The 26,368-nt window shown below is 68.9% G+C and carries 23 protein-coding genes; 11 read left to right on the forward strand and 12 right to left on the reverse strand.

Annotation, left to right across the window (positions count from 1 at the left end; translation table 11 throughout):
• The first annotated feature begins 18 nt into the window (after positions 1-18).
• Positions 19-1,020, forward strand: a complete 1,002-nt coding sequence (locus tag RSP_RS00870; protein ID WP_011336857.1) for a glutathione S-transferase family protein — start codon at positions 19-21, stop codon at positions 1,018-1,020.
• Here RSP_RS00870 and RSP_RS00875 read toward each other — a convergent pair.
• The 4 genes from RSP_RS00875 to RSP_RS00890 form a co-directional block, all read right to left on the reverse strand.
• The gene (locus RSP_RS00875; protein ID WP_011336858.1) at positions 990-2,447 is read right to left on the reverse strand and encodes a sigma-54-dependent transcriptional regulator; all 1,458 of its coding nucleotides are present in this window, start codon (positions 2,445-2,447) and stop codon (positions 990-992) included. The two genes, RSP_RS00870 and RSP_RS00875, sit on opposite strands and share 31 nt — an antisense overlap.
• Positions 2,444-2,914, reverse strand: coding sequence for a hypothetical protein (locus tag RSP_RS00880; protein WP_002722349.1), 471 nt, complete (start codon positions 2,912-2,914; stop codon positions 2,444-2,446). Before RSP_RS00880 ends, RSP_RS00875 begins: the two co-directional genes overlap by 4 nt.
• A 316-nt stretch (positions 2,915-3,230) precedes the next feature.
• Positions 3,231-5,123, reverse strand: coding sequence for a propionyl-CoA synthetase (locus RSP_RS00885; protein ID WP_017140040.1), 1,893 nt, complete (start codon positions 5,121-5,123; stop codon positions 3,231-3,233).
• 160 nt (positions 5,124-5,283) lie between these two features.
• Positions 5,284-7,563: an NADP-dependent malic enzyme gene (locus RSP_RS00890; protein WP_011336861.1), complete on the reverse strand. Its 2,280-nt coding sequence runs from the start codon at positions 7,561-7,563 to the stop codon at positions 5,284-5,286.
• Between the two features lie 210 nt (positions 7,564-7,773).
• On the opposite strand from RSP_RS00890, the gene RSP_RS00895 reads away from it, so the two are divergent.
• The 6 genes from RSP_RS00895 (at position 7,774) to RSP_RS00920 (ending at position 13,290) form a co-directional block, all read left to right on the forward strand.
• On the forward strand, positions 7,774-8,166 hold the full coding sequence (locus RSP_RS00895; RefSeq protein WP_009564559.1) for a cytidine deaminase: 393 nt from the start codon (positions 7,774-7,776) through the stop codon (positions 8,164-8,166).
• A gap of 1 nt (position 8,167) precedes the next feature.
• Complete coding sequence (locus RSP_RS00900) at positions 8,168-9,475, forward strand: thymidine phosphorylase (protein ID WP_011336863.1); 1,308 nt, start codon at positions 8,168-8,170, stop codon at positions 9,473-9,475.
• The gene (locus RSP_RS00905) at positions 9,475-10,671 is read left to right on the forward strand and encodes a phosphopentomutase (RefSeq protein ID WP_011336864.1); all 1,197 of its coding nucleotides are present in this window, start codon (positions 9,475-9,477) and stop codon (positions 10,669-10,671) included. The genes RSP_RS00900 and RSP_RS00905 overlap by 1 nt, the downstream gene beginning before the upstream one ends.
• Positions 10,668-11,651: an adenosine deaminase gene (locus tag RSP_RS00910; RefSeq protein ID WP_011336865.1), complete on the forward strand. Its 984-nt coding sequence runs from the start codon at positions 10,668-10,670 to the stop codon at positions 11,649-11,651. The genes RSP_RS00905 and RSP_RS00910 overlap by 4 nt, the downstream gene beginning before the upstream one ends.
• Positions 11,644-12,276 carry a uracil phosphoribosyltransferase gene (gene upp / locus RSP_RS00915; RefSeq protein WP_011336866.1) on the forward strand — a complete coding sequence of 211 codons (633 nt, stop codon included), beginning with the start codon at positions 11,644-11,646 and terminating at the stop codon, positions 12,274-12,276. Before RSP_RS00910 ends, upp begins: the two co-directional genes overlap by 8 nt.
• Positions 12,277-12,342: 66 nt before the next feature.
• Positions 12,343-13,290 carry an SPOR domain-containing protein gene (locus tag RSP_RS00920; RefSeq protein ID WP_011336867.1) on the forward strand — a complete coding sequence of 316 codons (948 nt, stop codon included), beginning with the start codon at positions 12,343-12,345 and terminating at the stop codon, positions 13,288-13,290.
• Between the two features lie 147 nt (positions 13,291-13,437).
• Here RSP_RS00920 and RSP_RS00925 read toward each other — a convergent pair whose 3' ends face one another.
• Positions 13,438-14,457, reverse strand: coding sequence for a hypothetical protein (locus RSP_RS00925; protein WP_011336868.1), 1,020 nt, complete (start codon positions 14,455-14,457; stop codon positions 13,438-13,440).
• A gap of 80 nt (positions 14,458-14,537) precedes the next feature.
• Complete coding sequence (locus RSP_RS00930) at positions 14,538-16,187, reverse strand: acyl--CoA ligase family protein (RefSeq protein WP_011336869.1); 1,650 nt, start codon at positions 16,185-16,187, stop codon at positions 14,538-14,540.
• A gap of 98 nt (positions 16,188-16,285) precedes the next feature.
• Here RSP_RS00930 and RSP_RS00935 point away from each other — a divergent pair, with 98 nt between their 5' ends.
• A complete protein-coding gene (locus RSP_RS00935; RefSeq protein WP_011336870.1) occupies positions 16,286-17,218 on the forward strand; it encodes a DMT family transporter in 933 nt (310 codons plus the stop codon).
• Between the two features lie 3 nt (positions 17,219-17,221).
• On the opposite strand, the gene RSP_RS00940 is transcribed toward RSP_RS00935, so the two are convergent.
• The 6 genes from RSP_RS00940 to RSP_RS00965 form a co-directional block, all read right to left on the reverse strand.
• Entirely contained in the window at positions 17,222-17,851 is a 630-nt protein-coding gene (locus tag RSP_RS00940) for a class I SAM-dependent DNA methyltransferase (RefSeq protein ID WP_011336871.1), read from the reverse strand.
• Between the two features lie 173 nt (positions 17,852-18,024).
• Positions 18,025-19,296, reverse strand: a complete 1,272-nt coding sequence (locus tag RSP_RS00945; RefSeq protein ID WP_011336872.1) for a TRAP transporter large permease — start codon at positions 19,294-19,296, stop codon at positions 18,025-18,027.
• A 24-nt stretch (positions 19,297-19,320) separates the two neighbouring features.
• Complete coding sequence (locus RSP_RS00950) at positions 19,321-19,806, reverse strand: TRAP transporter small permease (RefSeq protein ID WP_011336873.1); 486 nt, start codon at positions 19,804-19,806, stop codon at positions 19,321-19,323.
• 69 nt (positions 19,807-19,875) lie between these two features.
• Positions 19,876-20,850, reverse strand: coding sequence for a C4-dicarboxylate TRAP transporter substrate-binding protein (locus RSP_RS00955; protein ID WP_011336874.1), 975 nt, complete (start codon positions 20,848-20,850; stop codon positions 19,876-19,878).
• A 23-nt stretch (positions 20,851-20,873) separates the two neighbouring features.
• Positions 20,874-21,575 (reverse strand): FadR/GntR family transcriptional regulator, encoded by a 702-nt coding sequence (locus RSP_RS00960; protein WP_002722382.1) that lies wholly within the window; start codon positions 21,573-21,575, stop codon positions 20,874-20,876.
• 112 nt (positions 21,576-21,687) lie between these two features.
• Positions 21,688-22,590 carry a GntR family transcriptional regulator gene (locus RSP_RS00965; protein ID WP_011336875.1) on the reverse strand — a complete coding sequence of 301 codons (903 nt, stop codon included), beginning with the start codon at positions 22,588-22,590 and terminating at the stop codon, positions 21,688-21,690.
• Positions 22,591-22,721: 131 nt separating this feature from the next.
• Between RSP_RS00965 and RSP_RS00970 the strand changes: the two genes are divergently transcribed.
• Genes RSP_RS00970 through RSP_RS00980 form a run of 3 tightly spaced genes read left to right on the forward strand, consistent with a single transcriptional unit; the run spans position 22,722 to position 26,306 of the window.
• Positions 22,722-23,714, forward strand: a complete 993-nt coding sequence (locus RSP_RS00970) for a zinc-binding alcohol dehydrogenase family protein (protein WP_011336876.1) — start codon at positions 22,722-22,724, stop codon at positions 23,712-23,714.
• A complete protein-coding gene (locus tag RSP_RS00975; RefSeq protein ID WP_011336877.1) occupies positions 23,707-24,807 on the forward strand; it encodes a mannitol dehydrogenase family protein in 1,101 nt (366 codons plus the stop codon). Before RSP_RS00970 ends, RSP_RS00975 begins: the two co-directional genes overlap by 8 nt.
• Positions 24,804-26,306 (forward strand): UxaA family hydrolase, encoded by a 1,503-nt coding sequence (locus RSP_RS00980; RefSeq protein WP_011336878.1) that lies wholly within the window; start codon positions 24,804-24,806, stop codon positions 26,304-26,306. The genes RSP_RS00975 and RSP_RS00980 overlap by 4 nt, the downstream gene beginning before the upstream one ends.
• The last annotated feature ends 62 nt before the right edge of the window (positions 26,307-26,368 follow it).

A 26,368-nucleotide genomic window follows, 5' to 3' on the forward strand; every position in this document is an offset into this window, starting at 1 on the left:
CTGGGAGGGGAGGTTCGCATGGGTGAATTGATCGAGGGTGTCTGGCACCCGAACTGGTACGATACGGCCTCGAACGGTGGCCGCTTTGTCCGAAGCCGGGCGCGGTTTCGCAACTGGATCACGGCGGACGGGTCTCCGGGACCGTCAGGCGAGGGCGGATTTCCGGCCGAGGCCGGGCGGTATCATCTTTATGTGGCCCACGCTTGTCCCTGGGCGCACCGGACGATGATCTTTCGCGCGCTGAAGGATCTGGCTCCGCTGATCGATGTGTCGGTGGTCCATCCCGAGATGCTGGAGGACGGATGGACCTTCGATCGCTCCTTCCCCGGCGCCACCGGAGACCGGCTCTACGGCCTGGCCTTCCTGCGCGAGATCTACCTCAAGGCCGATCCCGGGATCTCGGCGCGGGTGACGGTGCCGGTCCTGTGGGACCGAAAGCGCGAGACCATCGTCAGCAATGAGTCGGCCGAGATCATCCGCATGTTCAATGCGGCCTTCGATCATCTCACCGGCAACCGCGTGGATTTTCTCCCCGAGGGGGATCTGGCCGAGATCGACCGGCTGAACGACCGGATCTACGGGACCGTGAACAACGGCGTCTACCGCGCCGGCTTCGCCACGACGCAGGAGGCCTATGACGAGGCGGCCGCTCCGCTGTTCGAGACGCTCGACTGGCTCGAGGAGCGGCTCGCAACCCGGCGCTATTTAGTGGGAGATCGACTGACCGAGGCGGACTGGCGGCTCTTCACCACGCTCGTGCGGTTCGACAAGGTCTACCACACCCACTTCAAGTGCAATCGCCGCCAGATCGTGCAATATCCGAACCTCTGGGGCTGGCTGCGCGAGCTGTGGCAGGTGCCGGGCGTGGCCGAGACGGTGCATTTCGATCATATCGTCCGGCACTATTACTTCAGCCACGACACGATCAATCCGCACCGGATCGTGCCACTGACGCCCGATCCCGATTTCGCGGCGCCGCACGGGCGCGATCAGCTCTTCCAGGCTTCGCGCTTGCGGTAGAGCGTCGAGGGCGAGACGTCGAGCATCCGCGCGGCTTTGGGCACGGATCCTCCGTGGCGCGCAATGGTGGCCTCGATCACGATCTGCTCGATCTCGGCCAGCGTGCGGCCGATCAGCCCGTCGAGCGTCGGTTCGTCCGTCGTCGGCAGCGACGGCGGCGGCAGGTCTTCGGGCGGCGACGGGTGGTCGGTGAAGGCATCGGGCAGCATCCGCATCGTGACGAGGCCGCCCTCGTTCAGCACCACGACGTTGCGGATGACGTTGAGCACCTGCCGCACGTTGCCGGGCCAGGGGTGGCGGCGGAACAGGGCCTTCACCTCGGCATCGAGACCGAAGAACTCGCGCCCCTCCTCGGCCGCGAAGCGTGAGAGCGCGGCCTCGGCGATCTCGATCACGTCGTTGCCCCGGTCGCGCAGCGGGGGCATGTGGATCGGCACCACGAACAGCCGGTAGTAGAGATCCTCGCGGAAATGGCCGCGGCGAACCGCATCGAGCGGGTCGCGGTTGGTTGCGCAGACGATGCGGACATTGACCTTGCGCGGACGGGTGGCGCCGACCGGCTGGACCATCGAGGTCTGCAGGAAGCGCAGGAGCTTCGTCTGGAGGGCCGGAGCCATCTCACAGATCTCGTCGAGGAAGAGCGTGCCGCCGTCGGCTGCGGCGGCCGCGCCGGGCTTGTCCGCGATGGCGCCGGTAAAACTGCCCTTCACATGGCCGAACACCTCGGATTCCAGCAGATCCTGCGGGATCGCGCCGCAGTTCAGGGCGATGAAGGGCCCTGCCGCGCGCGGGGAGGTGTCGTGGACGGCGAGCGCGCACAGCTCCTTGCCGGTGCCGCTTTCGCCGGTGATGAAGATCGTGGCCATCGACCGCGCCGCGGAGCGGATCTTGGCGTGGATGCGGGCCATGGCCTCGGACGAGCCGAGGAAGGCGCCGGTGACGGGGGCGGGGCCCGCGGGCTGGGGCGGCGGGCGCCGGGCGGGGCGGGCTTCGCGCGCAAGCGATGCATTCTCGACCGCGCCGAGGAATCGCTGCTCGTCGAAGGGTTTGACGAGAAACTCGTGCGCGCCGGCCCGCATCGCCTCGACCGCCTTGTTGATCGAACCGTTGGCGGTGATGACGATCACGTTGGTCTCGGGCCGGAGCCTCAGCATGTCTTGCATGAGGTCGAGCCCGTTCCGGTCGGGCAGCATGAGGTCGAGCAGCACGACGTTGGGCAGGGTCTCGCGGAAGCGCGAGAGGCCTTCGGCGGCGGTGCCGGCCACGGCCACCCGGTGACCGGCCGAAGCCAGCACCGAGCGGTAGACCATCTGGAGCGAGGGCGTGTCCTCGATCAGGAGGATCGGTCGCGGACGGCTGGCCTCTGCCGACCCGGCAGCCGGACGGGCGTGACCCTCGCTGCCCGTTGACCGGGTGACTTGGGTCATGCGCCGTCCCGTTGCTGGGCCACGAAGGCCAGAAGCCCGTCGAGGCGCATCAGGAGTTCGGTCCGCAGCCCCGCCGCCCGGTCACGGTCGCGCTGGTGGGCGGCGGCGTTCAGCGCTTCCGACAGCCGTTGCAGGCCGCCCGCGCCGACGGTCCCCGCGAGGCTCATCAGCACATGGGTCTGGGCGCGGATCTCGACCCAGTCTGTGCCGGCCATGGCCTCGTCGAGCCGTTCGCGCGTGCTCTTGAGGTCGACATGCAGCCGGTGCACCAGCTCGTTTGCCGTGTCGGGGCCGGCGATCTCGAGCAGGCGGCGGAAGCGACCCTCGTCCACCGTCTCGGGCACCGGCGGAGGCGCCAGAGCACCGAGCTGGTCGCGCAACCGCAGAAGGGTCTCGCGCAGAGGGGCGAGCCGCGCCGGATCCACGGAGGTCTCGAGGACGGCAAGCCGGTCCAGAGCCTCGGCCACTGTCGCCCAGAGCTCCGCGCCCGGCGGATGCCGGAACGCGCCTTGCGAGCCGTCAGCGGATGGGTCGTGCGAAGCCGTCATGGGCAGGAAACCAGGAGGGGCAGCATGTTGCCCGCAGGTTACCCGCTGGCCCGGCAAAGTCCAGACTGCGCTTCAGCCAAAGGTTGTGCATTTCCTGCTTGCGGTGGCGGCAGACTGGCACCGGCCGCGGCCATTGATCGGGCCGGATGACCGGAAAAGATCGCAGGGCTCGCCTCTTGATGCGCGACCGTGCGTCGGGGGGTGCCGCGGCGTCTGGCCGCGGCACCCCGGGCCGTCAGGCGCGGGGGTAGCCCACCGCCTCGAGCGCAACGCGGATCTCGTCGAGGATGGCCGGATCGTCGATCGTCGCGGGCATCTTGAACTCCTGCCCGTCGGCGATCTTGACCATCGTGCCGCGCAGGATCTTGCCCGAGCGGGTCTTGGGCAGCCGGTCCACGACACAGGCGCGCTTGAAATCGGCGACCGGGCCGATCTTCTCGCGCACGAGCTTGACGCATTCCTTCACCACATCCTCGGCCGCCCGGTTCGAGCCCTTGTTGAGGCAGAGGAAGCCCAGCGGCGACTGGCCCTTCAGCGCGTCGGTGACGCCGATGACCGCGCATTCGGCCACGTCCTCGTGCGAGGCCAGCACCTCTTCCATCGCGCCCGTCGAGAGGCGGTGGCCGGCCACGTTGATGACATCGTCGGTGCGGGCCATGATATAGATATAGCCGTCCTCGTCGATGTAGCCCGCGTCGCCCGTCTCGTAATAGCCGGGGAAGTGCGTGAGGTAGCTTTTCACGAACCGGTCCTGCGCGTTCCAGAGCGTGGGCAGCGTGCCCGGAGGCAGCGGCAGCTTGATCGCGATGGCGCCGAGCTGACCTGCCTCCAGCTGGTGGCCGCCCTCGTCGAGAACGCGCACGTCATAGCCCGGCATCGGCAGCGAAGGGCTGCCGATCTTGACCGGCAGCGCCTCGATCCCGAGCGGGTTCGCAGCCATGGCCCAGCCGCTCTCGGTCTGCCACCAGTGGTCGATGACCGGCACGCCCACGTTCTTCTGCGCCCAGACGATCGTGTCGGGGTCCGCGCGCTCGCCGGCGAGGAAGAGCGCCTTGAGGTTGCGCAGGTTGTAGTCCTGAATGAGCGCGCCCTGCGGATCCTCGCGTTTGATGGCCCGCAGCGCCGTGGGGGCGGTGAAGAAGGTCTTCACCTTGTGGTTCTGCATCACGCGCCAGAAGGCGCCCGCATCCGGCGTGCCGACGGGCTTGCCCTCGTAGACGATGGTGGTGGCACCCGCGATCAGCGGCCCGTAGCAGATATAGCTGTGGCCCACGACCCAGCCCACGTCCGAGGCGGCCCAGAAGACGTCGCCCGCGTCGATGTCGTAGATGGCCTTCATCGTCCAGTTCAGGGCGACGAGATGGCCGCCGGTGGCGCGCACCACCCCCTTGGGCTGGCCGGTCGTGCCCGAGGTATAAAGGATATAGGCCGGATGGTTGCCCTCGACGGGCACGCATTCGGCCGGCTCCACGCCATACTGGAACGTGTGCCAGGCCACGTCGCGGCCCTCGATCAGCTTGGCCACTTCCTGCTCGCGCTGGAAGATCACGCAGAAGTCGGGCTTGTGGCTGGCCTCCTCGATGGCCTGATCGAGCAGCGGCTTGTAATGGACGACGCGCGACGGTTCGAGCCCGCAGGAGGCGGCGATGATGGCCTTGGGCGTGCAGTCGTCGATGCGGACGGCAAGTTCGTGCGCCGCGAAACCGCCGAAGACGACCGAGTGGATCGCGCCAAGGCGGGCACAGGCCAGCATCGCCTCGAGCGCCTCGGGGATCATCGGCATGTAGATGATGACGCGGTCGCCCTTCTCCACGCCCTTGGCCCGCAGCGCCCCCGCGAGCGAGGCCACGCGGGCCTGCAGCTCGGCATAGGTGATGCCCTTCGAGGAATGGGTGATCGGGCTTTCGTGGACGATGGCGATCTGCTTGCCGCGCCCGGCCTCGACATGGCGGTCGACGGCGTTCCAGCAGGCATTCACCTGTCCGTCGGCGAACCATTCGTAGAAGGGCTCCTTCTCGTCGAACAGAGCCTTCGAGGGCGGGCTCACCCAGTCGATCTGCTCGGCCGCCTTCATCCAGAAGCCGTTGGGATCCTCCAGAGACCATTTGTAGAGACTTGCGTATGCCATCGTATGCCCTCCCTCGGCGCGCATGTTCTGTTAAGCCGGGTCAGGTCGGGGCGCAAGATTGTTTCAAACACGTTAAGTTGGAGCCTCTGCGGCCATTGGTCACGTTTTGCGCTACCGGACGCCGCAGAAGCAGGACAATTCTCTCGAAATGACGCGATCTTCAGCCGTAATGGGTAACGGGCGTTCCGGCCAGAGCGGACATGTTCAAAAGCCCCCGCGCGGTGATCGAAGCGGTTACGATATGGGCGAGGTTGCCCATGCCCATCAGGATCGGCCCGACCTCGAGCCCGTTCGCCTTCACCTTGAGAATGTTGCGCACACCCGAGGCGGCGTCGGAATTTCCGAAGACGAGGACGTTCGCGGGCCCGTCGAAGCGCCCGCCGGGGAAGATCCGGTCGCGGATCGCCTGATCGAGCGCCGCATCGATATGCATCTCGCCTTCGTAGGCGAAGTCCACGCGGCGCTCGTCGAGAATCTCCAGAGCCGCCCGCATCCGCCGGCCCGTCGAGCAGTCGAGGTTGCCGAACTGCGACGAGGAGCAGAGCGCAACCTTGGGCGCGAGTCCGAAGCGGCGGACGTGCCGCGCGGCGCCGATCACCGTCTCGGCGATCTCTTCGGGCGTGGGCTCGTGGTGGACATGGGTGTCGGCCACGAAGAGCGGCCCGTCCTCGAGGATCATCAGCGACAGCGCGCCGATCGGGCGGCGGTTCCTGGTGGCGAGGATCTGGGTCACATAGTTCAGGTGCCACAGATACTGGCCGTAGGTGCCGCAGATCAGGCTGTCGGCCTCGCCCCGATGCACCATGATCGCGCCGATGGCGGTGGTGTTCGTTCGCATCACCGCCCGCGCCGTGTCGGGCGTCACGCCGCGGCGTGCCATCAGCGCGTGGTAGCTCTCCCAGTAGTCGCGATAGCGCGGGTCGTTTTCGGGGTTCACCAGATCGAAGTCGCGCCCGGGCCGGATCGGCAGGCCGGCGCGCTCGCACCGCATCTCGACCACTTCGGGCCGTCCGATCAGGATGGGCTTGTGGACCGTCTCTTCCAGCACGGCATTGGCGGCGCGCAGCACGCGCTCGTCCTCGCCCTCGGCAAAGACGATCCGCCGGGATTCGGCGGCCGAGGCCTCGAAGACCGGCCGCATGATGAGCGCCGAGCGGAAGACCGACCCCTCGAGCCTGCGCCGGTAGGCGTCGAGATCGGCGATGGGGCGGGTGGCCACGCCGCTCTCCATCGCGGCGCGCGCGACGGCGAGGGCCACGACGCCGATCAGCCGCGGGTCGAAGGGCTTCGGGATCAGATAGTCGGCGCCGAAGCTCATCGGTTCGCCCTTGTAGGCGGCGGCCGCCTCGGCGCTGGTCGTGGCGCGGGCGAGGCTTGCGATGCCCTCGATGCAGGCCAGCTGCATCTCGTCGTTGATCGTGGTCGCACCCACGTCGAGCGCGCCGCGGAAGATGAAGGGGAAGCAGAGGACGTTGTTGACCTGGTTCGGATAGTCCGAGCGGCCGGTGGCGATGATCGCATTCGGGCGGACCGAGCGCACCTCGTCGGGCAGGATCTCGGGCGTAGGGTTGGCCAGCGCGAAGATGATGGGGCGCTCGGCCATCCGCTCGACCATGGCGGGCGTCAGCACGCCCGGCCCCGAGAGGCCGAGGAAGAGATCCGCGCCCTCGATCACCTCGGCCAGCGTGCGCAGGTCGCTGTCCTGCGCATATTCGGCCTTCTGCGGCGTCATCTCGGCCTCGCGGCCCTTCCAGACGAGGCCCGCGATGTCGCAGAGCCAGACATTCTCGCGCTTCACGCCCAGCTTCAGCAGCATGTTGAGGCAGGCGATCCCGGCCGCGCCGCCGCCGGTCGAGACCACCTTGATGTCCTCGAAGCGCTTGCCCGCCACATGGAGCGCGTTGGTCGCGGCGGCGCCCACCACGATGGCGGTGCCGTGCTGGTCGTCGTGGAAGACGGGAATGTTCATCCGCTCGCGGCAGATCTTCTCGACGATGAAGCAGTCCGGAGCCTTGATATCCTCGAGGTTGATCGCGCCGAAGGTGGGCTCGAGTGCGCAGACGATCTCGGCCAGTTTCAGCGGGTCGGGTTCTGCCAGCTCGATGTCGAAACAGTCGATGCCCGCGAACTTCTTGAAGAGGACGGCCTTGCCCTCCATCACGGGCTTTGCCGCCAGCGCGCCGATGTTGCCGAGGCCCAGCACCGCCGTGCCGTTGGTCACCACGCCCACCATGTTGCCGCGCGAAGTGTAGCGGCTGGCCGTCGCGGGGTCGGCCTTGATCTCGAGGCAGGCCTCGGCCACGCCCGGCGAATAGGCGCGGGCGAGGTCGCGGCCGTTGGCAAGCGGCTTCGTCGCCCGGATCTCGAGCTTCCCGGGTTTCGGAAACTCGTGGTAATCCAGCGCCGCATGGCGCGCGTTGTCCTGTCTTGCCTCGTCCATTCCGTGCCTCCCTCAGCGATGGTTCAGCACTAAACCATCTGAATGTCCATGCAACCGCGAAGCGCCTTCAGTGGCGGTCTTGCGCTCCTCGGCAGAGGCGGCGGCGGGCCCCGGGCGCGAAAGCCCGCGCCCGCGCCTTCTGTGCCGGTGCCGCGCTTGCATCCCGACCGCCCACGTCCCAAAGTCGGCCGAAGCCAGATGGAGGACCTCATGTCCCTGCTCGAAGCCGCGACCGCGGTGCGCGAGAACGCCTATGCGCCGTATTCCCGTTTCAAGGTGGGGGCCGCGCTACGCACCGCCTCGGGCGCCGTTCATGCGGGGTGCAACGTCGAGAACGTGGCCTATCCCGAAGGCACCTGCGCCGAGGCCGGCGCCATCGCCGCCATGGTGGCCGCGGGCGAGACGCGGATCGCCGAGATCCTCGTGATCGCCGACAGCCCCGAGCCGGTGCCGCCCTGCGGCGGCTGCCGCCAGAAGATCGCCGAATTCGCGGGCCCCGAGGTGCCGGTCACGCTCTGCACCATCGACGGGCAGAGCCTGCGGACTTCCGTGGCGGACCTCCTGCCCGGCAGCTTCCGGGCCGCGCATATGGACAGGGTCTGACGTGGACGCGCGATCGATCAACGCAAAGCTGCGCCGGGGCGAAGTGCCCTCGGCCGCTGAACTGGGCTGGTTCGCGGAAGGTCTGGCCTCGGGGCATGTCACCGATGCGCAGGCCGGCGCCTTCGCCATGGCGGTCTGCCTGCAGGGTCTGGGCGAGGAGGGGCGTGTGGCCCTGACGCGCGCCATGCGCGACTCCGGCCGGGTGCTCGCCTGGGACCTGCCGGGGCCGGTGCTCGACAAACATTCGACGGGCGGCATCGGAGACTGCACCTCGCTGCTCCTCGCGCCGGCTCTGGCTGCCTGCGGGGCCTATGTGCCGATGATCTCGGGTCGGGGCCTCGGCCATACGGGGGGCACGCTCGACAAGCTGGAAGCGATCCCCGGCTTCCGCGTGGCCCTGGGCGAAGAGCGGTTGCGCGCGCAGATCGAGGATGTCCGCTGCGCCATCGTCGCCGCCGACGAGGGCATGGCGCCCGCGGACCGGCGGCTCTACCTCATCCGCGACGTGACCGGCACGGTCGAATCGATCGACCTCATCACCGCGTCGATCCTGTCGAAGAAGCTGGCGGCCGGGCTCGAGGGGCTGGTGCTCGATGTGAAAGTGGGTTCGGGCGCCTTCATGAAGTCGATGGACGAGGCCGAGGCGCTGGCGCGTGCGCTGGTGGGCACGGCGCAGGGGGCGGGCTGCATGACATCGGCCCTCATCACCGACATGAGCCAGCCGCTCGCGACCGCGGCCGGCAATGCGCTCGAGGTGATCGAGGTGATGGAGACGCTGACCGGCACCTCGATCAATGCCGCGCTCTGGGACGTGACGGTGGCGCTCGGCGGCGAGGCCCTGGCGCTGGGCGGCCTTGCCGCCGACGCCGAGGACGGGGCGCACCGGATCGAGCAGGCGCTGGAGAGCGGGCATGCGGCCGAATTCTTCGCCCGCATGGTGGCGGCGCAGGGCGGCCCGGTCGATTTCGTCGAGCGCTGGCCCGACCGGCTGCCCTCGGCCCCCGTGATGCGCGAGGTGCCGAGCCTGCGCACGGGCTTCGTGCTGCGCATCGACACGGCGGCGCTCGGTCAGGCGGTGGTGCATCTGGGTGGCGGGCGGCTGCGCGAGACCGACCGGGTGAATCCCTCGGTGGGTCTGGCCGATATCGCCGGGATCGGCGAGGAAGTGTCCGAGGATCTGCCGCTCGCCATGATCCATGCCGCGACCGAGGCCGATGCCGATGCTGCGGTGGCCGCGATTCAGGCGGCCTATGTGATCTCGGATCAGGAACCGGCCGAGCCGCCGCTCATCCATGCGAGGATCGCCTGATGCCGCGGGCGTTTCTCATCGTGATGGATTCGGTGGGATGCGGCGGTGCGCCGGATGCGGCGGCCTTTGGTGACGCGGGCTCGAACACCCTCGGCCATATCGCCGAGGCTTGCGCAGCGGGCCGCGCCGAGGAGGGGCGGAGCGGCCCGCTGCGGCTGCCGGTCCTCGACGCGCTGGGTCTCGGGCGCGCCATCGAGCTGGCCTCGGGCCTCACCGCGCCGGGGCTCGGGGCAGAGCCCTCGGGCCGCTGGGGCGCCGCGACCGAGGTCTCGAAGGGCAAGGACACGCCCTCGGGCCACTGGGAGCTGGCGGGCGTGCCGGTGCCGTGGGACTGGCACTATTTCCCCGACCGCTGCCCTGCCTTCCCGGACGATCTCACGGCCGAGATCTGCCGGCGGGCGGGCACCGAAGGCATCCTCGGCAACCGGCATGCCTCGGGCACGGCGGTGATCGAGGAACTGGGCGCCGAGCATGTGCGCACCGGCTGGCCGATCTGCTACACCTCGGCCGACAGCGTGCTTCAGATCGCGGCCCATGAGGAGGCCTTCGGGCTCGACCGGCTGCTGGCACTCTGCGCGGGGCTGGCGCCGACGCTGCATGCGATGCGCGTGGGCCGGGTGATCGCGCGCCCCTTCACGGGCGCACCCGGCAGCTTCGCCCGCACGCCCAACCGGCGCGACTATGCCATCGCGCCGCCCGCGCCGACGCTCCTCGACATAGCGGCCGCGGCGGGGCGGGCCACTCATGCCATCGGCAAGATCGGCGACATCTTCTCGCATCGCGGGATCGGGCAGCTGCACAAGGGCCGCGACGATGCCGCGCTCTTCGACCGGCTGGACGCTTTGGCCGACACGGCCGAGGAGGGCGCGCTCACCTTCGCGAACTTCGTCGAGTTCGACTCGCTCTACGGCCACCGCCGCGACGTGTCGGGCTATGCGCGGGCGCTCGAATGGTTCGACGGGCGGGCGGGAGCGTTTCTCGCGCGGCTCCGGCCGGGCGACATGGCGCTGTTCACCGCCGACCATGGCAACGATCCCACCTTCCGCGGCACCGAGCACACGCGCGAACGGGTGCCGGTGCTGATCGCGGGCACCGGGGAAGGGCCGCTCGGCCTCTGCGCCTATGCCGATGTGGCGGCGACCGTGGCCGCGCATCTGGGCCTCTCCAACCCCGGGCCGGGGAGGGCGCTCGCATGAGCCTGCCCAAGATCGAGCTGCATCTCCATCTCGAGGGGGCCGCGCCGCCCGCCTTCATCCGCGGCCTCGCGCGCGAGAAATCCATCGACATCTCGGGCATCTTCGCCGAGGACGGCAGCTACGCCTATCGCGATTTCCGGCATTTCCTGAAGGTCTACGAGGCCGCGACCTCGGTCCTCACCGGGCCCGAGGATTACCGCCGGCTGACGCTCGCGGTGCTGGAGGAGAGCGCGGCTTCCGGTGTGGTCTATTCCGAGACCTTCCTCTCGCCGGATTTCTGCGGCGGGCGCGATCTCGGCGCCTGGCGCGAGCATCTCCATGCCATCGAGGAGGCCGCGGCCGAGGCCGAGCGGACCATGGGCATCACGCTCCGCGCCATCGTCACGCCGATCCGCCACTTCGGCCCCGACAAGGCGAAGGAGACCGCGCTCTGCGCCGCCGAGACCGCGGGCCGCTTCGTGACGGGCTTCGGCCTTGCGGGCGACGAAACGGTGGGCAAGCCCAAGGATTTCGCCTGGTCCTTCGACATGGCGCGCGAGGCCGGGCTGCGCCTGACCTGCCATGCCGGAGAATGGGGCGGACCGGACAGCATCCGCGATGCGCTCCGCGACCTCCGCGTCGAGCGGATCGGCCACGGGGTGCGCGCCATCGAGGATCTGGCGCTGGTCGACGAGCTGGCGGAGCGGGGCATCGTGCTCGAATGCTGTCCCGGCTCGAACATCGCGCTGGGGATCTATCCCGGCTGGCGCAGGCACCCGATCGGCGAGCTTTTCCGCCGCGAGGTGAAGGTCACGGTCTCGACCGACGACCCGCCCTTCTTCCACACCACCATGGCGCGCGAATACGACCGGCTGGCCGAGGCCTTCGACTGGGACGAGGGCGTGTTCCGGACCATTGCGCGCACTGCCCTTGACGCGGCCTTCTGCGACCCCGATACCCGCGCCCGCATCGCCAAGCTACTGGAGCCCGACCATGCTTGACCATCTGACCGTCGTGACCCACCCGCTCGTGCAGCACAAGCTGACGATCATGCGCAACAAGGAGACCTCGACGGCGGGCTTCCGGCGCCTTCTGCGCGAGATCAGCCTGCTTCTGGCCTATGAGGTCACGCGCGAGCTCGACATGACCACGGCGACGATCCAGACGCCGCTCCGCGAGATGCAGGCGCCGATCCTCGACGGCAAGAAGCTGGCGCTGATCTCGATCCTGCGGGCGGGCAACGGGCTTCTCGACGGCATCCTCGAGCTGGTGCCGGCGGCCCGCGTGGGCTTCATCGGCCTCTACCGCGACCCCGAGACGCTGAAGCCCGTGCAGTATTATGCGAAGGTGCCCGACGCCCTCGAGGATCGGCTGGTGATCGCGGTCGACCCGATGCTGGCCACCGGCAATTCCTCGGCCGCGGCCATCGATCTCCTGAAGGAGAAGGGGGCGAAGAACATCCGCTTCCTCTGCCTTCTCGCCGCCCCCGAGGGCGTTGCGCGCATGAAGGAGGCCCATCCCGACGTGCCGATCGTGACAGCGGCTGTGGACGAATGCCTGGATCACCACGGATATATTGTCCCCGGGCTAGGAGATGCGGGCGACCGCATGTTCGGCACCAAATAAGGGAAACCCCGCTTTACAGAGGGGAGGAGGCCGGGCAAGATCGCCGGGCCTTCCGAGGGAGAGACCATGCTGATCAGGGCTGTTTCCGCTGCAATCTGTGCGCTTGTCGCCGGGGCGGGGGCCGTTCCGGCGCAGGATGGGCCGGCCGAGACGCCGCCTTCGGATTTCGTGGCGCCGCAATATGTCGACAGCGAGGGCTGCGTCTTCCTGCGGGCGGGCGTGGAGGGCGCGGTCAGCTGGGTCCCCCGGGTGACGCGCGACCGCAAGCCGCTCTGTGGCTATCCGCCGAGCCTGTCGCCCGTGGTCGAGGCGAGCCCCGAGGATGCCCCGGCGGTCGCCGCGGAGGCGACCACCGCTGCTCCGCAGGCGGACGCCCCGGCGATGACGGCTGAGACCGATCCGGCGCCCGCGGCGGGCGATCCGGCCGCCAAGGCCGCAGCCAAGGCGGCCATTGCCACCGTGGCCGCCGCCGTCGCGCGGCCTGAGAGCGACAGGCCGGCGAAGACGTGGAAGAAGCGGACGAGGTTTCCTGCCGTCCGGGTGCAGCCCGCGGATGCGGCCGAGGCGCTGGCGCTCGATCGGCTGACGCTGGGCCCGGACGAGATCCGGCCGGCGTCCGACATGCCGGACGAGATCCTCTGCCCCTCCGCCGTGCCGCAGCCGCGCCGCTTCTCCATCAAGGGCGGCGGCTCGACCGTGCTCTGCATCCATCCCCGCCGTGGGCTCGCGGAGGCGCGCGTGCCGCGACTGCCCGCCACCGAGATGGCGCTGCTTGCGCGCCAGCCGCGGGCCGAAGCGCAGGACGGGCGGTATGTGCAGGTGGGGGCCTTCCTCGACCCCGCCAATGCGCGCAGCGTGCGCCAGAGCCTTGCGGCGCTGGGCCTGCCTGCCGCGGTGGCCGAGGGCGGGGCGCTCGAGATCGTCCTCGCCGGACCTTTCACCGAAGAAGCCTCTGCCCGTGCCGCGCTGCGCCGCCTGCGCGGGACGGGCTTTCGCGACGCATTCCTCCGCTAGAGACAAGGCGAACGAAACCCGGGCAGTCATAAACCTCGCCCCTCCGCTCGGCGGAGGGGCGTTTTTCTTGGGATCTCGGCCTGTCGGAAGGCAGATGCAGCCCTTCGGCCAAGGCCGGTCATTCGCGCTTCGTGAATGGCGGGGCGCTCAGTCGGTGCAGATGCCCTGCAGGCTGACCCAATCCTCGTCCGTCAGCACGGGTTTGTCTTCCGAACCGCCGAGCTCGTCGGCCTCGACCAGACCCAGCATCGACTCGCCGGTCGGATCGACGGCAAAGGCATAGGGCGTGGCCGACACGCCCGCCTCGCCGAACCGGGTCGCAAGCGCCTCGTCAGTGAGCAGCGCCGGCGTTCCCTGCAGAAGCTGGGCGGCATAGCCGTCGACGGAGTCCTGCGGCAACTCGCCGGTGGCGAGCAGCCGGAAGGTTGCGGCGAGCCCCGCATGTTCGAGGACCGGGATCAGCGGATCCTGCAGGCGCGCGCGCAGCTGCTCGGCCAGAGCATAGCCCGCAAGCACTTCCGGCCCGTCCGCCGCCTCGACCATCGCGCGCGGGAAGATGATCTGCCGGTTCGGCAGATGGACCGGCCGCCGCACCCCTTCGCGCACCACGAGGATCGTCATCCGCTCGTTGCCGAAGAGCCGGCGCGCGAGCCGGTCTGCCGCGCGTCGACCGAGGGGCGCCGCACAGGGCTTGCCCGTGACACGGATCATGTCCGCCAGCGCCAGCCGCCCGATTTCGGCGCGCGTCGCGGGAGGCACCACGGCGGCCGTATGGTCGACCAGGGCGCCCGGCAGCCAGAAGATGCCCAGACACAGCAGCACCACCGCGAGGCCGCCCAGAACCGAGCCTCTCAGCCGTCCCGGCCGCGGACGTGTCGAGCCGAGAGCCTCTCGCACGGTGCCGAGAGCCGCGATCATGTCGCCGTCCTCGATCTCGAGGGTCTCGTCGGAATCCTCGCCCGGCGCGTAGAGGGCAGGCTGCTCGCCCGGGTTCAGCCGCTCGACGGCCGGCAGCGACCAGTGCGACAGCGCGAGCTCGGTCGCCGGGTCGGACATCGTGAGCGACGCCTCGCCGAAATTCACGACCACCTCGCGCCGCTGCGCGTCGGGTGCGCTGCGCCACAGGCCCGTGCATTCGAGTTTCTGGTATTTCTTCAGCGCCGTCATGCGCGCGGTCGGCCCCGGCCCTGAGTTCCTGCCGCGCGACGATAGCCTGCCTCACCGCCAGTCACAATCACCGCCGCCCCTCAACGGGCGTCTTCCGTCTCCGTCACGGCGAGCTTGGCCACGGCGCGCAGTTCGAACTTCTGGATCTTGCCGGTCGAGGTCTTGGGCAATTCGCAGAAGATGACCTGCTTGGGCGTCTTGAAGCCCGCCAGACGCTCGCGCGCGAAGGCGATGATCTCCTCCTCGGTGGCCTGCCGGCCGCGCTTCAGCTCGACGAAGGCGCAGGGCACCTCGCCCCAGCGCTCGTCGGGCTTGGCCACCACGGCGCAGAGGCTGACGGCCGGATGGTGGGCGATCACGCCTTCCACCTCGACGGACGAGACGTTCTCGCCGCCCGAGATGATGATGTCCTTTGCGCGGTCGGTGATCTTGATATAGCCGTCGGGATGCTGGAAGGCGATGTCGCCCGAGCGGAACCAGCCGTCGCGGAAGGCTTCGGCCGTGGCCTCGGGGTTCTTGTAATAGCCCTTCATCACCATGTTGCCGCGCATCGCGATCTCGCCCAGATGGACCGTGTCGCGCGGGATTGGCTGGCCGTGGGTGTCGTGCACCTCGGCCCCTTCGAGGGTCGCCATGGCGACGCCGGTGCGCGCCTTCAGCGCCGAACGCTCCTCGCCCGCCGTCTCGTCCCACTCGGGCTTCCAGATGCATTCGGTGGCCGGGCCATAGACTTCGGTCAGCCCGTAGACCTGGGTCACGTTGAAGCCGAGCGGTTCGATGGCCGCCAGCGTTGCGGCCGGGGGCGGGGCGCCCGCGGTGAAGACCTCCACCACCTGATCGAAGCTGCGCCGGTCTTCGGGAGCTGCATTGATGAGCGTATTGAGCACGATGGGCGCGCCGCCGAAATGGGTCACGCCCTCGTCGGCGATGGCCGCATAGATCGCCGTCGCGGTGATGTCGCGGCAGCAGACGACGGTACCGCCCAGCATCGGCACCATCCAGGTGTGACACCAGCCGTTGCAGTGAAAGAGCGGCACGATGGTCAGGTAGACCGGGTAGAGCTGCATCCGCCAGGCGATGGCATTGCCGTAGGTCGAGAGATAGGCGCCGCGGTGGTGGTAGACCACGCCCTTCGGCCGCCCCGTCGTGCCGGAGGTATAGTTGAGCGCGATGCTCTCCCACTCGTCCTCGGGCATCACCCAGGGCGCCCACGGGTTGCCGCGGTCCATGAGGTCCTCATATTCCAGCACCTCGCCCGAAGGAGAGAAGCCCGCCTCGCGGTCGCAGACCTCGACGAGGATCGGCGCCTTTCCTTCCAGCCGGGCGCAGGCATCCTTCGCGAGCTTCAGGAAGGCCGTATCGCAGAGCAGGAGCTTCGCCCCGCCATGCTCGAGGATATAGGACACGGTATCCAGATCGAGGCGCGTGTTGATCGCGTTCAGGATCGCGCCGCAGGCGGGCACCCCGAAATGAGCCTCGGCATGGGCGGCGATATTGGGCAGGAGCGTCGCCACCACGTCGCCCGACTGGATGCCCATGCCCGCCAGCGCCGAGGCGAGGCGGCTGACGCGGGCGTGATATTCGCCGTAGGTCAGCCGGATCGAGCCATTCACGAGAGCGGTGCGGTCGGTATGAACCTCCGCGGCGCGCTTGAGGTGCGACAGGGGCGTAAGCGCCGCGTAATTCGCCGCGCATTTTTCCAGCCCGCGCTCGTCCGCCAGCCAACCCATTGCAACGCCTCCCCTCGTTGTTCCGGATATGTCGTTTTCCGGCGCGCAGAATGGCGTGGGACAGGCATTTAGGGAAGGGCCGAACGAGGAGAGGGCGGATGATTTCTCAGGACCGGACGCGGGCTGCTGCGGGCTTCATCCTGCTCTATGCTGTGGTGATCGGATTTACGGACAATTATGTGCGGGTGATCGCCGACGAGGCGGGGCTCTGGCAGTTCCATCTGACGCGGTCGGTCATGGCGCTTGCGATTCTGGCCGCGGTGGCTCCGGCCCTCGGGCTGCGGTTGCGCCCCGTGGACTGGCGGGCCGTTGCGGCGCGCTCGGCCATCCATGGCACGGCGATGCTGATCTACTTCGGCGCGCTGGCCTTCCTGCCGGTGGCGCAGGTGGCCGCGGGCCTCTTCACCGCACCGATCTTCGTCCTCGTCATTTCGCGCTTCGTCTATGGCGAGCGGATCGGGCCCGTGCGGGTGCTGGCGGTGCTGACTGGATTTGCAGGCGTCCTCCTCGTGCTCGGGCCCGAGGCGATGGCGGGCGCGAGCTTTGCCGCGGGGCTGCCGGTGCTGGCGGGGCTGCTCTACGGGATGGGCAACATCGCCACCCGGGCCTGGTGCCCGCAGGAGAGCGCGGGAACGCTGCTGGGCGGCTTCTTCGTGGCGCTGGGTGTGCTGGGAGCGGCCGGGCTGGCCGTCCTCGCGCTCGTGTCGCTGCCGGTGCCGGAGGGTCCGGACGGCTTCGTGATGAGGGGCTTCGTCGTTCCTTCTCAGGACTTCTGGTTCTGGACCTTCGTTCAGGCCGCGGGCTCGCTCTTTGCGGTGGGCATGATGATCCGCGCCTATCAGGCGGCGACGGCGAGCCGGGTGTCGGTCTTCGAATATGTCATCCTGCCCGCCTCGGCGATCTGGGGCTGGCTTCTGTGGGACGAGCGGCTGTCGCCCGTCGCCGCCGCCGGAATGGCGCTGATTGCGCTCGCGGGCATCGCCATTGCCGTGGGCTCCCGCCCGCCCGCCGCCACGGCGACGCCCGCCTGAGGGTCAGGGCGTCACGCGCAGCGCCACCGCCCGGCTCGGCGTGGTGCCGGGCTCGCCGGGCATCGAGACATAGGGCTCGGTCATCTCGGCCAGCCCCGCGCGCCCGCTGGCCACGGCGGCCTCGAGGCTGACCGCAAAGCCGCCCTGCCAGAGCGACTCCTTCACCGTGAGAACGATCACGCCGCCCGGGCGGCAGATCCGGAGCAGCTCCGGCAGCGCTTCGGCGCCGACATGGCCCGTGGTGAAGACGCCGGTCGAGATGATGCCGGCGAAGGCGCCGTCGCGGAAGGGCAGGGCCGCGCCGAGGGGCAGGTTGTGGCAGCGCGCATAGATCCCCTTCGCGCGCGCGACCTCGAGCATGCCGGCCGAGATGTCGAGCGCCTCGACCTCGGGATAGCCCACGATCTCCAGCCATTCGCCGAGCAGCCCGGTTCCCGCGCCCGCGTCGAGCAGCGGCCGGGCGCCGCGCGGCAGGTGGCGGGCCAGAAGCGCCACGCCGATGGCCGGATGGCGGTAGCCCGCGCGGGCCATCTCGCTTTCGTAGGTCTCGGCCCAGCGGTCGTAGAGGGCCGCCACCTCCTGCGGTCCGGCCGCGTCATAGACCGCTCCCAGATGCCCGTGATGCTGCGCCATTCCCGCTCCCTCACACCGCCACCGAACGGGGCAATGATAGCGGCAGGCTCGGCCGTGAGAAACTTGGGCGAAAGGGAAGGGGCTGCGGCATGGCAGCCGCTTTCGGAGGAGCCGGCAGGATCCGGCCGCTCCGGGGCGGGCCCGGCCGCGCGGGGCGGCCGGGCCCGGGCGGGTCAGACCAGCGCCAGCGAGATGGCCGGCACGAAGGTCACAAGGAGGAGCGCCACCACAAGCGCGAGCAGGAACGGCCAGCCGTCGCGCAGAAACTCCGCGAGCTTCGCGCCCGTGAGGTTCGTGACCAGAAGGAGAACCGTTCCCACCGGCGGTGTCAGCGTGCCGATCGAAAGGTTCAGGATCAGCACGATCCCGAAATGCACCGGGTCGATGCCGAGCTGCTGGACCACGGGCTTCAGGAGCGGCACGAGGATGATCATCAGCGCCGTGCCCTCGATGAACATGCCGAGCACGAGGAGCATCAGGTTCACGGCCAGCAGGAAGAGCCAGGGGTTGGTGGTGAGATTGGTGATGAGCTCGGCCATCGTGATGCCCGCGCGCTCCATCGAGAAGATCCAGGCGAGGGCCGAGGAGGTCATGATGACGAGGAGCACCGCCGACGTCTGCCGCGCCGTCTCGGCGAAGGCCGCGCCCACATCGGCGAGCTTCATCTCGCGGTAGAGGAACAGGCCGATGGCGAGGGTCACGAGGGTGGCCACGGCGCCCGCTTCCGTGGGGGTGAAGATCGACAGGCGGATACCGCCCACGATCACCAGCACGAGAAAGAGCGCAGGCCAGGCGCCGACGATCGTCTGGCGCGTCTCCTGCGCGGTGGGCCAGCTGTCGCGCGAGGGCTTGAGGCCCCGGCTGCGGGCATTGAGCCAGACGGCGAAGAGCAGCAGGGCCGCGCACATGAGGCCGGGCAGGATGCCCGCGGTGAACATCGCGCCGATGGAGACGTCGGCCACCAGCGCATAGATGATGAGCGCGATCCCCGGCGGGATGATCGGCGTGATGAGCGAGCCGCAGGCGGTGATGGCGGCGGCGGCCCCGGCGCTGTAGCCCTGACGGCGCATCTCGGGCACGAGGATCCGGCACATCATCGCCGCATCGGCGAGGTTCGAGGCCGAGATCCCGCCCATCAGCGTGGACAGCATGACATTGGTATGCCCGAGCCCGCCGGTGAGCCGCCCGACCATCAGGTCGGCGAGCTTCAGCAGGCGCCCGGCGATCCCCGTGGTGCCGAGCAGCGTGCCCAGCAGCACGAAGAAGGGAATGGCCAGCAGAGAGGTGTTCTGCGTGGGCGAGATGATGCGCTGCACCGCGATGGGCAGCGGCACCGTCGAGAAGAAGACGAAATAGGCGACCACTGCCGCGAACATGGCGAGATAGATGCGCATGTTCAGTGCAAAGAGCGCGAACATCAGCGCGATGACGATGAACCAGGTCATTTCCGTATCCGGGACAGAGGGGCGTCAGTGCTCGAGGCGGTCGGCGGCGGCGTCAGAACGGGCTTCGGCATCGGGCCGGATCAGCCGCCAGGCCATCACGACCGCGGTGCCCGCAGCCCCCACGACCACGGCCAGATCGAGCCAGAACCACGAGACCCCGAGGATCTGCGTCTTCTTGAAGGCGGTGGTCTGACCGAGCGCCCAGGCCTGCCAGGACATGAAGATCAGAAGCCCGATCGAGGCGAGACCCACGACGGCCGAGAGCGCCCGGTTCAGCCGCGGCGAGAGCACGCCTTCGATCAGGTCGATGGTCAGATGCTGGCGGTTCGCCTCGCAGGCGATGGCGCCGACCATCACGATCCAGATCATCAGGAGGCCCGAGACCTCCTCGGTCCAGGCGATGGGCATGCCCAGGATGTAGCGCGCGACCACCGCGGCGGCGGTCATCACCACGAGGATGGCCACGCTCAGGGCTCCGAACGCGGAGGCGGCCAGAAAGATCAGACGCATGGGGAAACTCCGGTCGGAGGGGAATAGCAGACCGGCCGCGCGGGGAGGACGCGCGGCCGGCCGCGAGCATCACTCGGCGAGAGCCGCCTGGATCTGCTCGTAAAGTCCCTCGGACCACTCCGGGAACATGGTGTAGAAGGCCTTGGTCTTCTCGCGGAAGGCCTCGACGTCGGGCTCGGTCACGGTGACGCCCGCTTCCTTCATGGCCTCGAGCATCTTGGCCTCTTCCTGCGCCGCGAGCTCCTGGCTGTAGAGGCCCGCCTGATAGCCGGTCTCGTGCAGCATGGTCACCACTTCGGGATCGAGGGTCGAGAAATAGGCCTCGCCGCCGAGCCAGAGCGAGGTGTTGGTCAGGTAGCCGATCATCGACAGCTCCTTCGCCTGCTCTTGGAACTTGCCGCCGTAGAGGACGGGCAGCGGGTTCTCGACACCGTCGATCACGCCCTGGGTCAGCGCCGGGTAGACATCCCCCAGCGGCATCGGGGTGGGCGTGGCGCCCATCAGCTCGAACGCCTTGATCTGCATGATGTTGTTGGGCACGCGGATTTTCATGCCGGCCAGATCCTCGGGCTTCTCGACCTTCTTCTTGGCCAGAAGCTGACGGGTGCCGTAGAGGTAGTTCGAGATGACGATATGCACGCCCTTCTCGCGCAGCGCGGCTTCCTTCTCCTTGAACCAGTCGCTCTCGTAGATCTTGAAGAGCTGCTCGGGGCTGTCGGTCAGGTAGGGGGCGAAGAGGATGCCGAGGTCCGGGTCGTAGTCGGTCAGGAAGCCCACGTCGGCGATGGTGATGACGTTGACGCCGAGCAGGCCCTGCTCGATCACATCCTGCTTCGCGCCGAGCTGCGACGAGGGATAGAGCTCGAGGGCCACGTTGCCGTCCGAGGCTTCCTTCACGAGCTCGGCCCAGCGGTTCATCACGAGGTCGGTGGGTTCGCCCGGGTTGTTCTCGTAGGCGACGCGCACCACCACGTCCTGAGCGGCGGCCGGCAGGACGGCGGCGGCGCCGAGCAGCGCGGCGAGGGCAAGGGATTTCAGCTTCATGGGGTCTCCTCCCGTGGTGTGGATCAGCTGGCCGGAGCCGCCTGAGCCGCCAGCCGCGCCGAGGCGGAGGCGAGAACGGCGCCGGAATGGTCGAAATGGGCGTTGAGCGCGGCCGTCAGTTCGGCTGCGTCGCGCACCTTCAGGGCCTCGATGATGCGCATGTGCTGCGCATTCGATTCCTCGGTCTCGAGCGAGCGGGATTTGCCCACCTCGAGGTAGAATTTCAGCGGCACCGAGAGCACGCGATACATGCGGATCAGCACGGTGTTGCCGGTGGCCTCGATCATGGCCATGTGGAAATCGTAGTCGCTCGCGGCCGAGGCCGAGACGGTGAGCGAGCGCACCATGCGCTCGTTGGCCTCGGCCATGCGCGTCAGCGTCTCGGGCGTGGCGCCCTGCACCGCGAGCGGCGCGGCGCCGGTCTCGACGATGCGGCGGAAGTTCAGCACGTCGCCCAGCGTCTTGCCGGAATGATCGAAATGCTGGGCGAAGACCGAGAAGATCGGGTCGAAGTCGGGCTGGCGGACGCGGGCGCCGCGGCGGGTCTTCTCGATCAGGCCGAAGGCCTCGAGATGGATCATGGTCTCGCGCACCGTGTTGCGCGCTACGCCGAACCGCTCGGCCAGCTCGCGCTCGTTGGGCAGGAGATCGCCCACCTCCATCCGCTCCACGATCTCGCGGCGCAGGGTCTCCCGGATGTCCTCGACGGCCGATTGTCCTGCCATGGCCTCCCCTCCGATGGCGCTTGGTCCTATGGTTGGACCAAAGTCGGCGCATTCGATGGAGCAGGAGGGGCGGTGCTGTCAACCCGATTTTCTCGGAATGACGCTGGGTCTCTCAGGCGTCTGCCCAGGTCACAGAGGTCATCAGCGTGCGGTAGGCGGTGGCCAGATGGGCGTCGAGCGCTGCCGCGGCGCGGGGCGCGTCGCCGGCCAGCACCGCCTCGACGATCGCCAGATGTTCGTTCAGGGCCGCACGGTTGCGGCGCAGCTCGTCGCGCTTGTTCCAGCGATAGTGAAAATGGACGATGATCGAGATCGTCCGGCTGAAGTCGAGGATGAAGCGGTTGTGCGCGGCGCGGCAGAGCAGCCGATGGAAGCGGGCGTCGAGCGCGGGAAAAGCCGTCAGCTCCTCCTCGGGACCGGCGGACAGGGCCTCGTGCTCGGCCCGGAGCGATTCGAGGTCGGCCCGCAGCGGCCCGCCGGGCGCGGTGGCAGCCAGAAGGCCGCGCAGCGCATGGCGCTCGAACATCTCGCGGACGGCGAACATCTCCTCGGCGAAGGCGCGGGTGAAGCCCTTCAGCACCCAGTGCCGGTTCGGCTGCTTCTCGATCAGGCCGAAGGGCTCGAACCGGATCAGGAACTCGCGCACCGTGGCGACCGGCACCCCGAGCCGCCGCGCGAGATCGGATTCGTGGAGGAGCGTGCCGGGCGGCAGGTCGCCCTGCAGCACCCAGGCAAGGAAAGGCTCCTCGACCAGCTCCTGCCGCGGGCGGGTCTCGCCTTCATCGAACCGATCCGACGGGGAGGGCGCGCGCAGCACCACCTTGCGCCGTCCCTCCCAGGACAGGAGGCCCGCTTCAGCCAGATGGGTCAGCACCGCCCGCACCGTCGTCCGACTCGCCTGAAGCTCGGCCGCAAGCTCGCCCTCGGAGCCCAGTTCCGCCCCGACCGGCAGCCGGGCCAGCCGGTCGAGCAGCCGATTCACCAGCATCTTGAACAGGTTCCTGTCGCGCGCCATGCCTTCCCCTTCGCCCTCGGGCCGTCCGCAGGAATTGATTTGACGCGAACGGTTCTTATTAAATAAAAAACACCCGCAGCGGACAAGCCGCCGCGTCGTCTGACCGCCTCCCTTCCATGCGAAAGTGTCCCATGAGCCTGATGAAAGCCCTCGTCTGCGTCGAACCCGGCCGGTTCGAGCAGCAGGATCGCCCCCGCCCCGAAGCCAAGCCGGGCCACATCCGGATCAGGATCCTGCAGGTGGGGATCTGCGGCACCGATTATCACATCTACGGCGGCCATCAGCCCTTTCTCGCCTATCCGCGCATCATGGGCCACGAGCTGTCGGGCCGCGCGATGGAAGCCTCGGCCGACGGGCGCATCGCCGAGGGCGATCTCGTCGTCATCAATCCCTATCTCACCTGCGGCACCTGCCGTGCCTGCCGGGCGGGCAAGCCCAACTGCTGCGAGAACATCGCCGTCCTCGGCGTCCATACGGACGGGGGCATGTGCGAGGAGATCGTGGTGCCCGAGGGCAATGTCTACGGCGCCGAGGGGCTGACCGAGCAGTCGGCGGCGATGGTCGAGTTCCTCGCCATCGGTGCTCATGGCGTGCGCCGCGGCGGCGTGCGCGCGGGCAGCGCGGCCCTCGTCGTGGGGGCGGGGCCGATCGGTATCGGTGCAGCCCTCTTCGCGGCGATCGAGGGGGCCGCGGTCACGCTGCGCGACACCTCCGCCTCGCGGCTTGCTCTGGCGCAGAAGGTGCTGCTTGAGGCCCGGATCGAGCTTGTGGGCGAAGAGGCGGCCGAGGTCTATGACACCGTCTTCGACGCGACCGGCAACATCCGGGCGATGAACGCGGGCCTGCAATATGTCGGCCACGGCGGCGCCTATGTGCTCCTGTCGGTGGTCAAGGGCGATCTGTCCTTTGCCGATCCCGAGTTCCACAAGCGCGAGGCCACGCTCTTTGCCAGCCGCAACGCGCTGAAGAAGGATTTCGAGCATGTGATCGCGCAGATCCGCAACGGCCGCGTGCCGGTCGAGGCGCTGGCGACCCATGCCACGAGCTTCGAGGACGCCGTCACCAACCTGCCGCTCTGGGCCGAGGACCGGGGCACCCTCATCAAGGCGATCATCCGTGTCTGACATCCGCACCCCCGTTCTCCAGTTCGGCACCTCGCGCTTCCTGCAGGCCCATGCCGACCTGTTCTTCTCGGAGGCAGCCGAGCCGCGCGCCGTGACCGTGGTGCAGAGCTCGGGCGATCCGGCCCGTGCGGCCCGTCTGGGGGCGCTGGCCGCGCCCGAAGGTTTCCCGGTCGTGATCCGCGGCCTGACGGACGGCGTCGCCTCCGAGACCGAGACCCGCGTCACGTCCGTGAAGCGCACCCTCTCGACCGCGACCGACTGGAACGCGCTGACAGCGATCTTCTGCTCCGAGGTCGAGCTCGTGATCTCGAACACGGGCGATGCGGGCTACCAGCCGCGCCCGGCCGATTTCGACGCGGACTTCTCGCAGGAGATGAGCTTCCCCGCGAAACTCTTCCATCTGCTCGCCGCGCGCTTCGCGGCGGGCGCGCGCCCGCTGACCATCATGCCGATGGAGCTCGTGCCCGAGAACGGCCGTGTCCTGCGCGACCGGCTTCTGGCCATCGGCACCGGCAACCGGGCGCCGGCTGCGCTGATGGACTGGATCGCGGGCCTGCCCTTCGCCAACAGCCTCGTGGACCGGATCGTGTCCGAGCCGCTGGAGCCTGCGGGTGCGGTGGCCGAGCCCTATGCGCTCTGGGCCATCGAGCGCGCGCCGGGGATTGCCGCGCCCTGCGCCCATCCCGCGGTGCAGCTCGTCGACGATCTCGAGGAGATCGAGCGGCTGAAGCTGCATGTGCTGAACCTCGGGCATACCTCGCTCGTGGATTTCTGGAAGCGCCGCGGCGGCGCGCCCGATGCGCTGGTGCGCGAACTGATGGACGGGCCCGAGGGCCGCGCGCTGCTCGAGCTTTACGAGACCGAGGTCCTGCCGGGCTTTGCCCACAAGGGGCGGGGGGACGAGGCGCGGGCCTATCTCGAGGTGACGCTCGACCGGTTCCGCAACCCGTTCCTCGATCACCGGATCGCCGACATCGCCCAGAACCATCCCCAGAAGGCCGAGCGGCGCATCGGCGCCTTCCTCGACTGGGTGGGCCGCTCCGGTCCCGACATGCCCGAGCTGCACGCCATCCTGAAGAGAGCCCGCGAATGACCGCCAGCCGCCCCGCCTTCATGCATCTGAGCCCCGCCGACACGGTGGGCATCGCGCTCCGCGCGCTCTCGGCGGGCGAAGAGGCGCTGGGCGTGACGCTCGCCGCCGACGTGCCGCTCGGTCACAAGTTCGCGGTGACGGCGATGCCCGCGGGCGCGGCGGTGGTGAAATACGGGCAGGTGATGGGCGTGGCCACGGCGGACATTGCGCCGGGAGACCATGTCCACAGCCACAACTGCGCCATGTCCGACAGCCACTCGGACCGGTCCGACGCCAAGGGCACCCTTCATGCCGCGCCCGAGCGGCAGACGTTCGAGGGCTATCTGCGGCCCGACGGGCGGGTGGGGACGCGGAACTACATCGGGATCATGGCCTCGGTGAACTGCTCCTCCACCGTCTGCAACGCCATCGCCGACGCCGCAAACCGCACGCTTCTGCCGCGCTTTCCGGGGATCGACGGTTTCGCGCCCATCGTCCACGATCAGGGCTGCGGCATGGCCAGCGCGGGCGAGGGGTTCGATGCGCTCGTGCGCGTCCTCAAGGGCTACCGCGACCATCCGAACTTCGGCGGCGTGCTGATCGTGGGACTGGGCTGCGAGGTCAACCAGCTCACGCTCTACAAGCGCACCGACTGGACGGAAGAGCGCATCGGCATTTTCAACATTCAGGATGTGGGCGGTTCGGCCTCGGCCGTGCGCCGCGCGCTGGAGTTGCTGGAGCCGATCTGCGCGGCGGCCAACGAAGACCGGCGCAGCGCGCAGCCGGTCTCGAAGCTGGTGCTGGGGATGCAGTGCGGCGGCTCGGACGGCTTTTCGGGCATCACCGCGAACCCCGCGCTCGGCGTGGCCTCGGACATGCTGGTGGCCGCGGGGGGCACCTCGATCCTGTCCGAGACGCCCGAGATCTACGGGGCCGAGCATCTGCTGATCGCCCGCGCCGATGCTGAAACGGGGCGCAAGATCGAGGGCATGATCGACTGGTGGCGCGACTATGCCGCGAAGAACGGCGCCTCGCTGGATAACAACCCGTCGCCCGGTAACAAGCGCGGCGGTCTGACCACGATCCTCGAGAAGAGCCTCGGTGCGGTGGCCAAGGGCGGGCTCTCGCCGCTGTCCGGCGCCTTCGCCTATGCCGAGCCGATCCGCATCCCCGGCTTCGTCTATATGGACAGCCCGGGCTACGATCCGGTGGCGGCGACGGGGCAGGTGGCCTCGGGCGCGAACCTCATCGCCTTCACCACGGGGCGCGGCTCCTGCTTCGGCGCCAAGCCCGCCCCCTCGATCAAGCTCGCCTCGAACAGCGATCTCGCCCGCCGGATGCCCGAGGATATGGACATCGACTGCGGCGTGGTGATCGAGGAGGGCGTGAGCCTCGAAGAGATGGGCCAACGGATCTACGACCTGCTGCTCGACACGGCCTCGGGCAAGAAGTCGAAGTCCGAGGAATTCGGCTACGGCGACAACGAGTTCGTGCCGTGGAAGATCGGCGCCACGCTCTGAGACCCCGCGCCGGGGCAGGCGGAAGCCGCTTGCCCCGGCGGGCCGGCTGCCGGCAAGATGGG

The organism is Cereibacter sphaeroides 2.4.1 (assembly GCF_000012905.2).
Classification (GTDB): Bacteria; Pseudomonadota; Alphaproteobacteria; order Rhodobacterales; family Rhodobacteraceae; genus Cereibacter_A; species Cereibacter_A sphaeroides.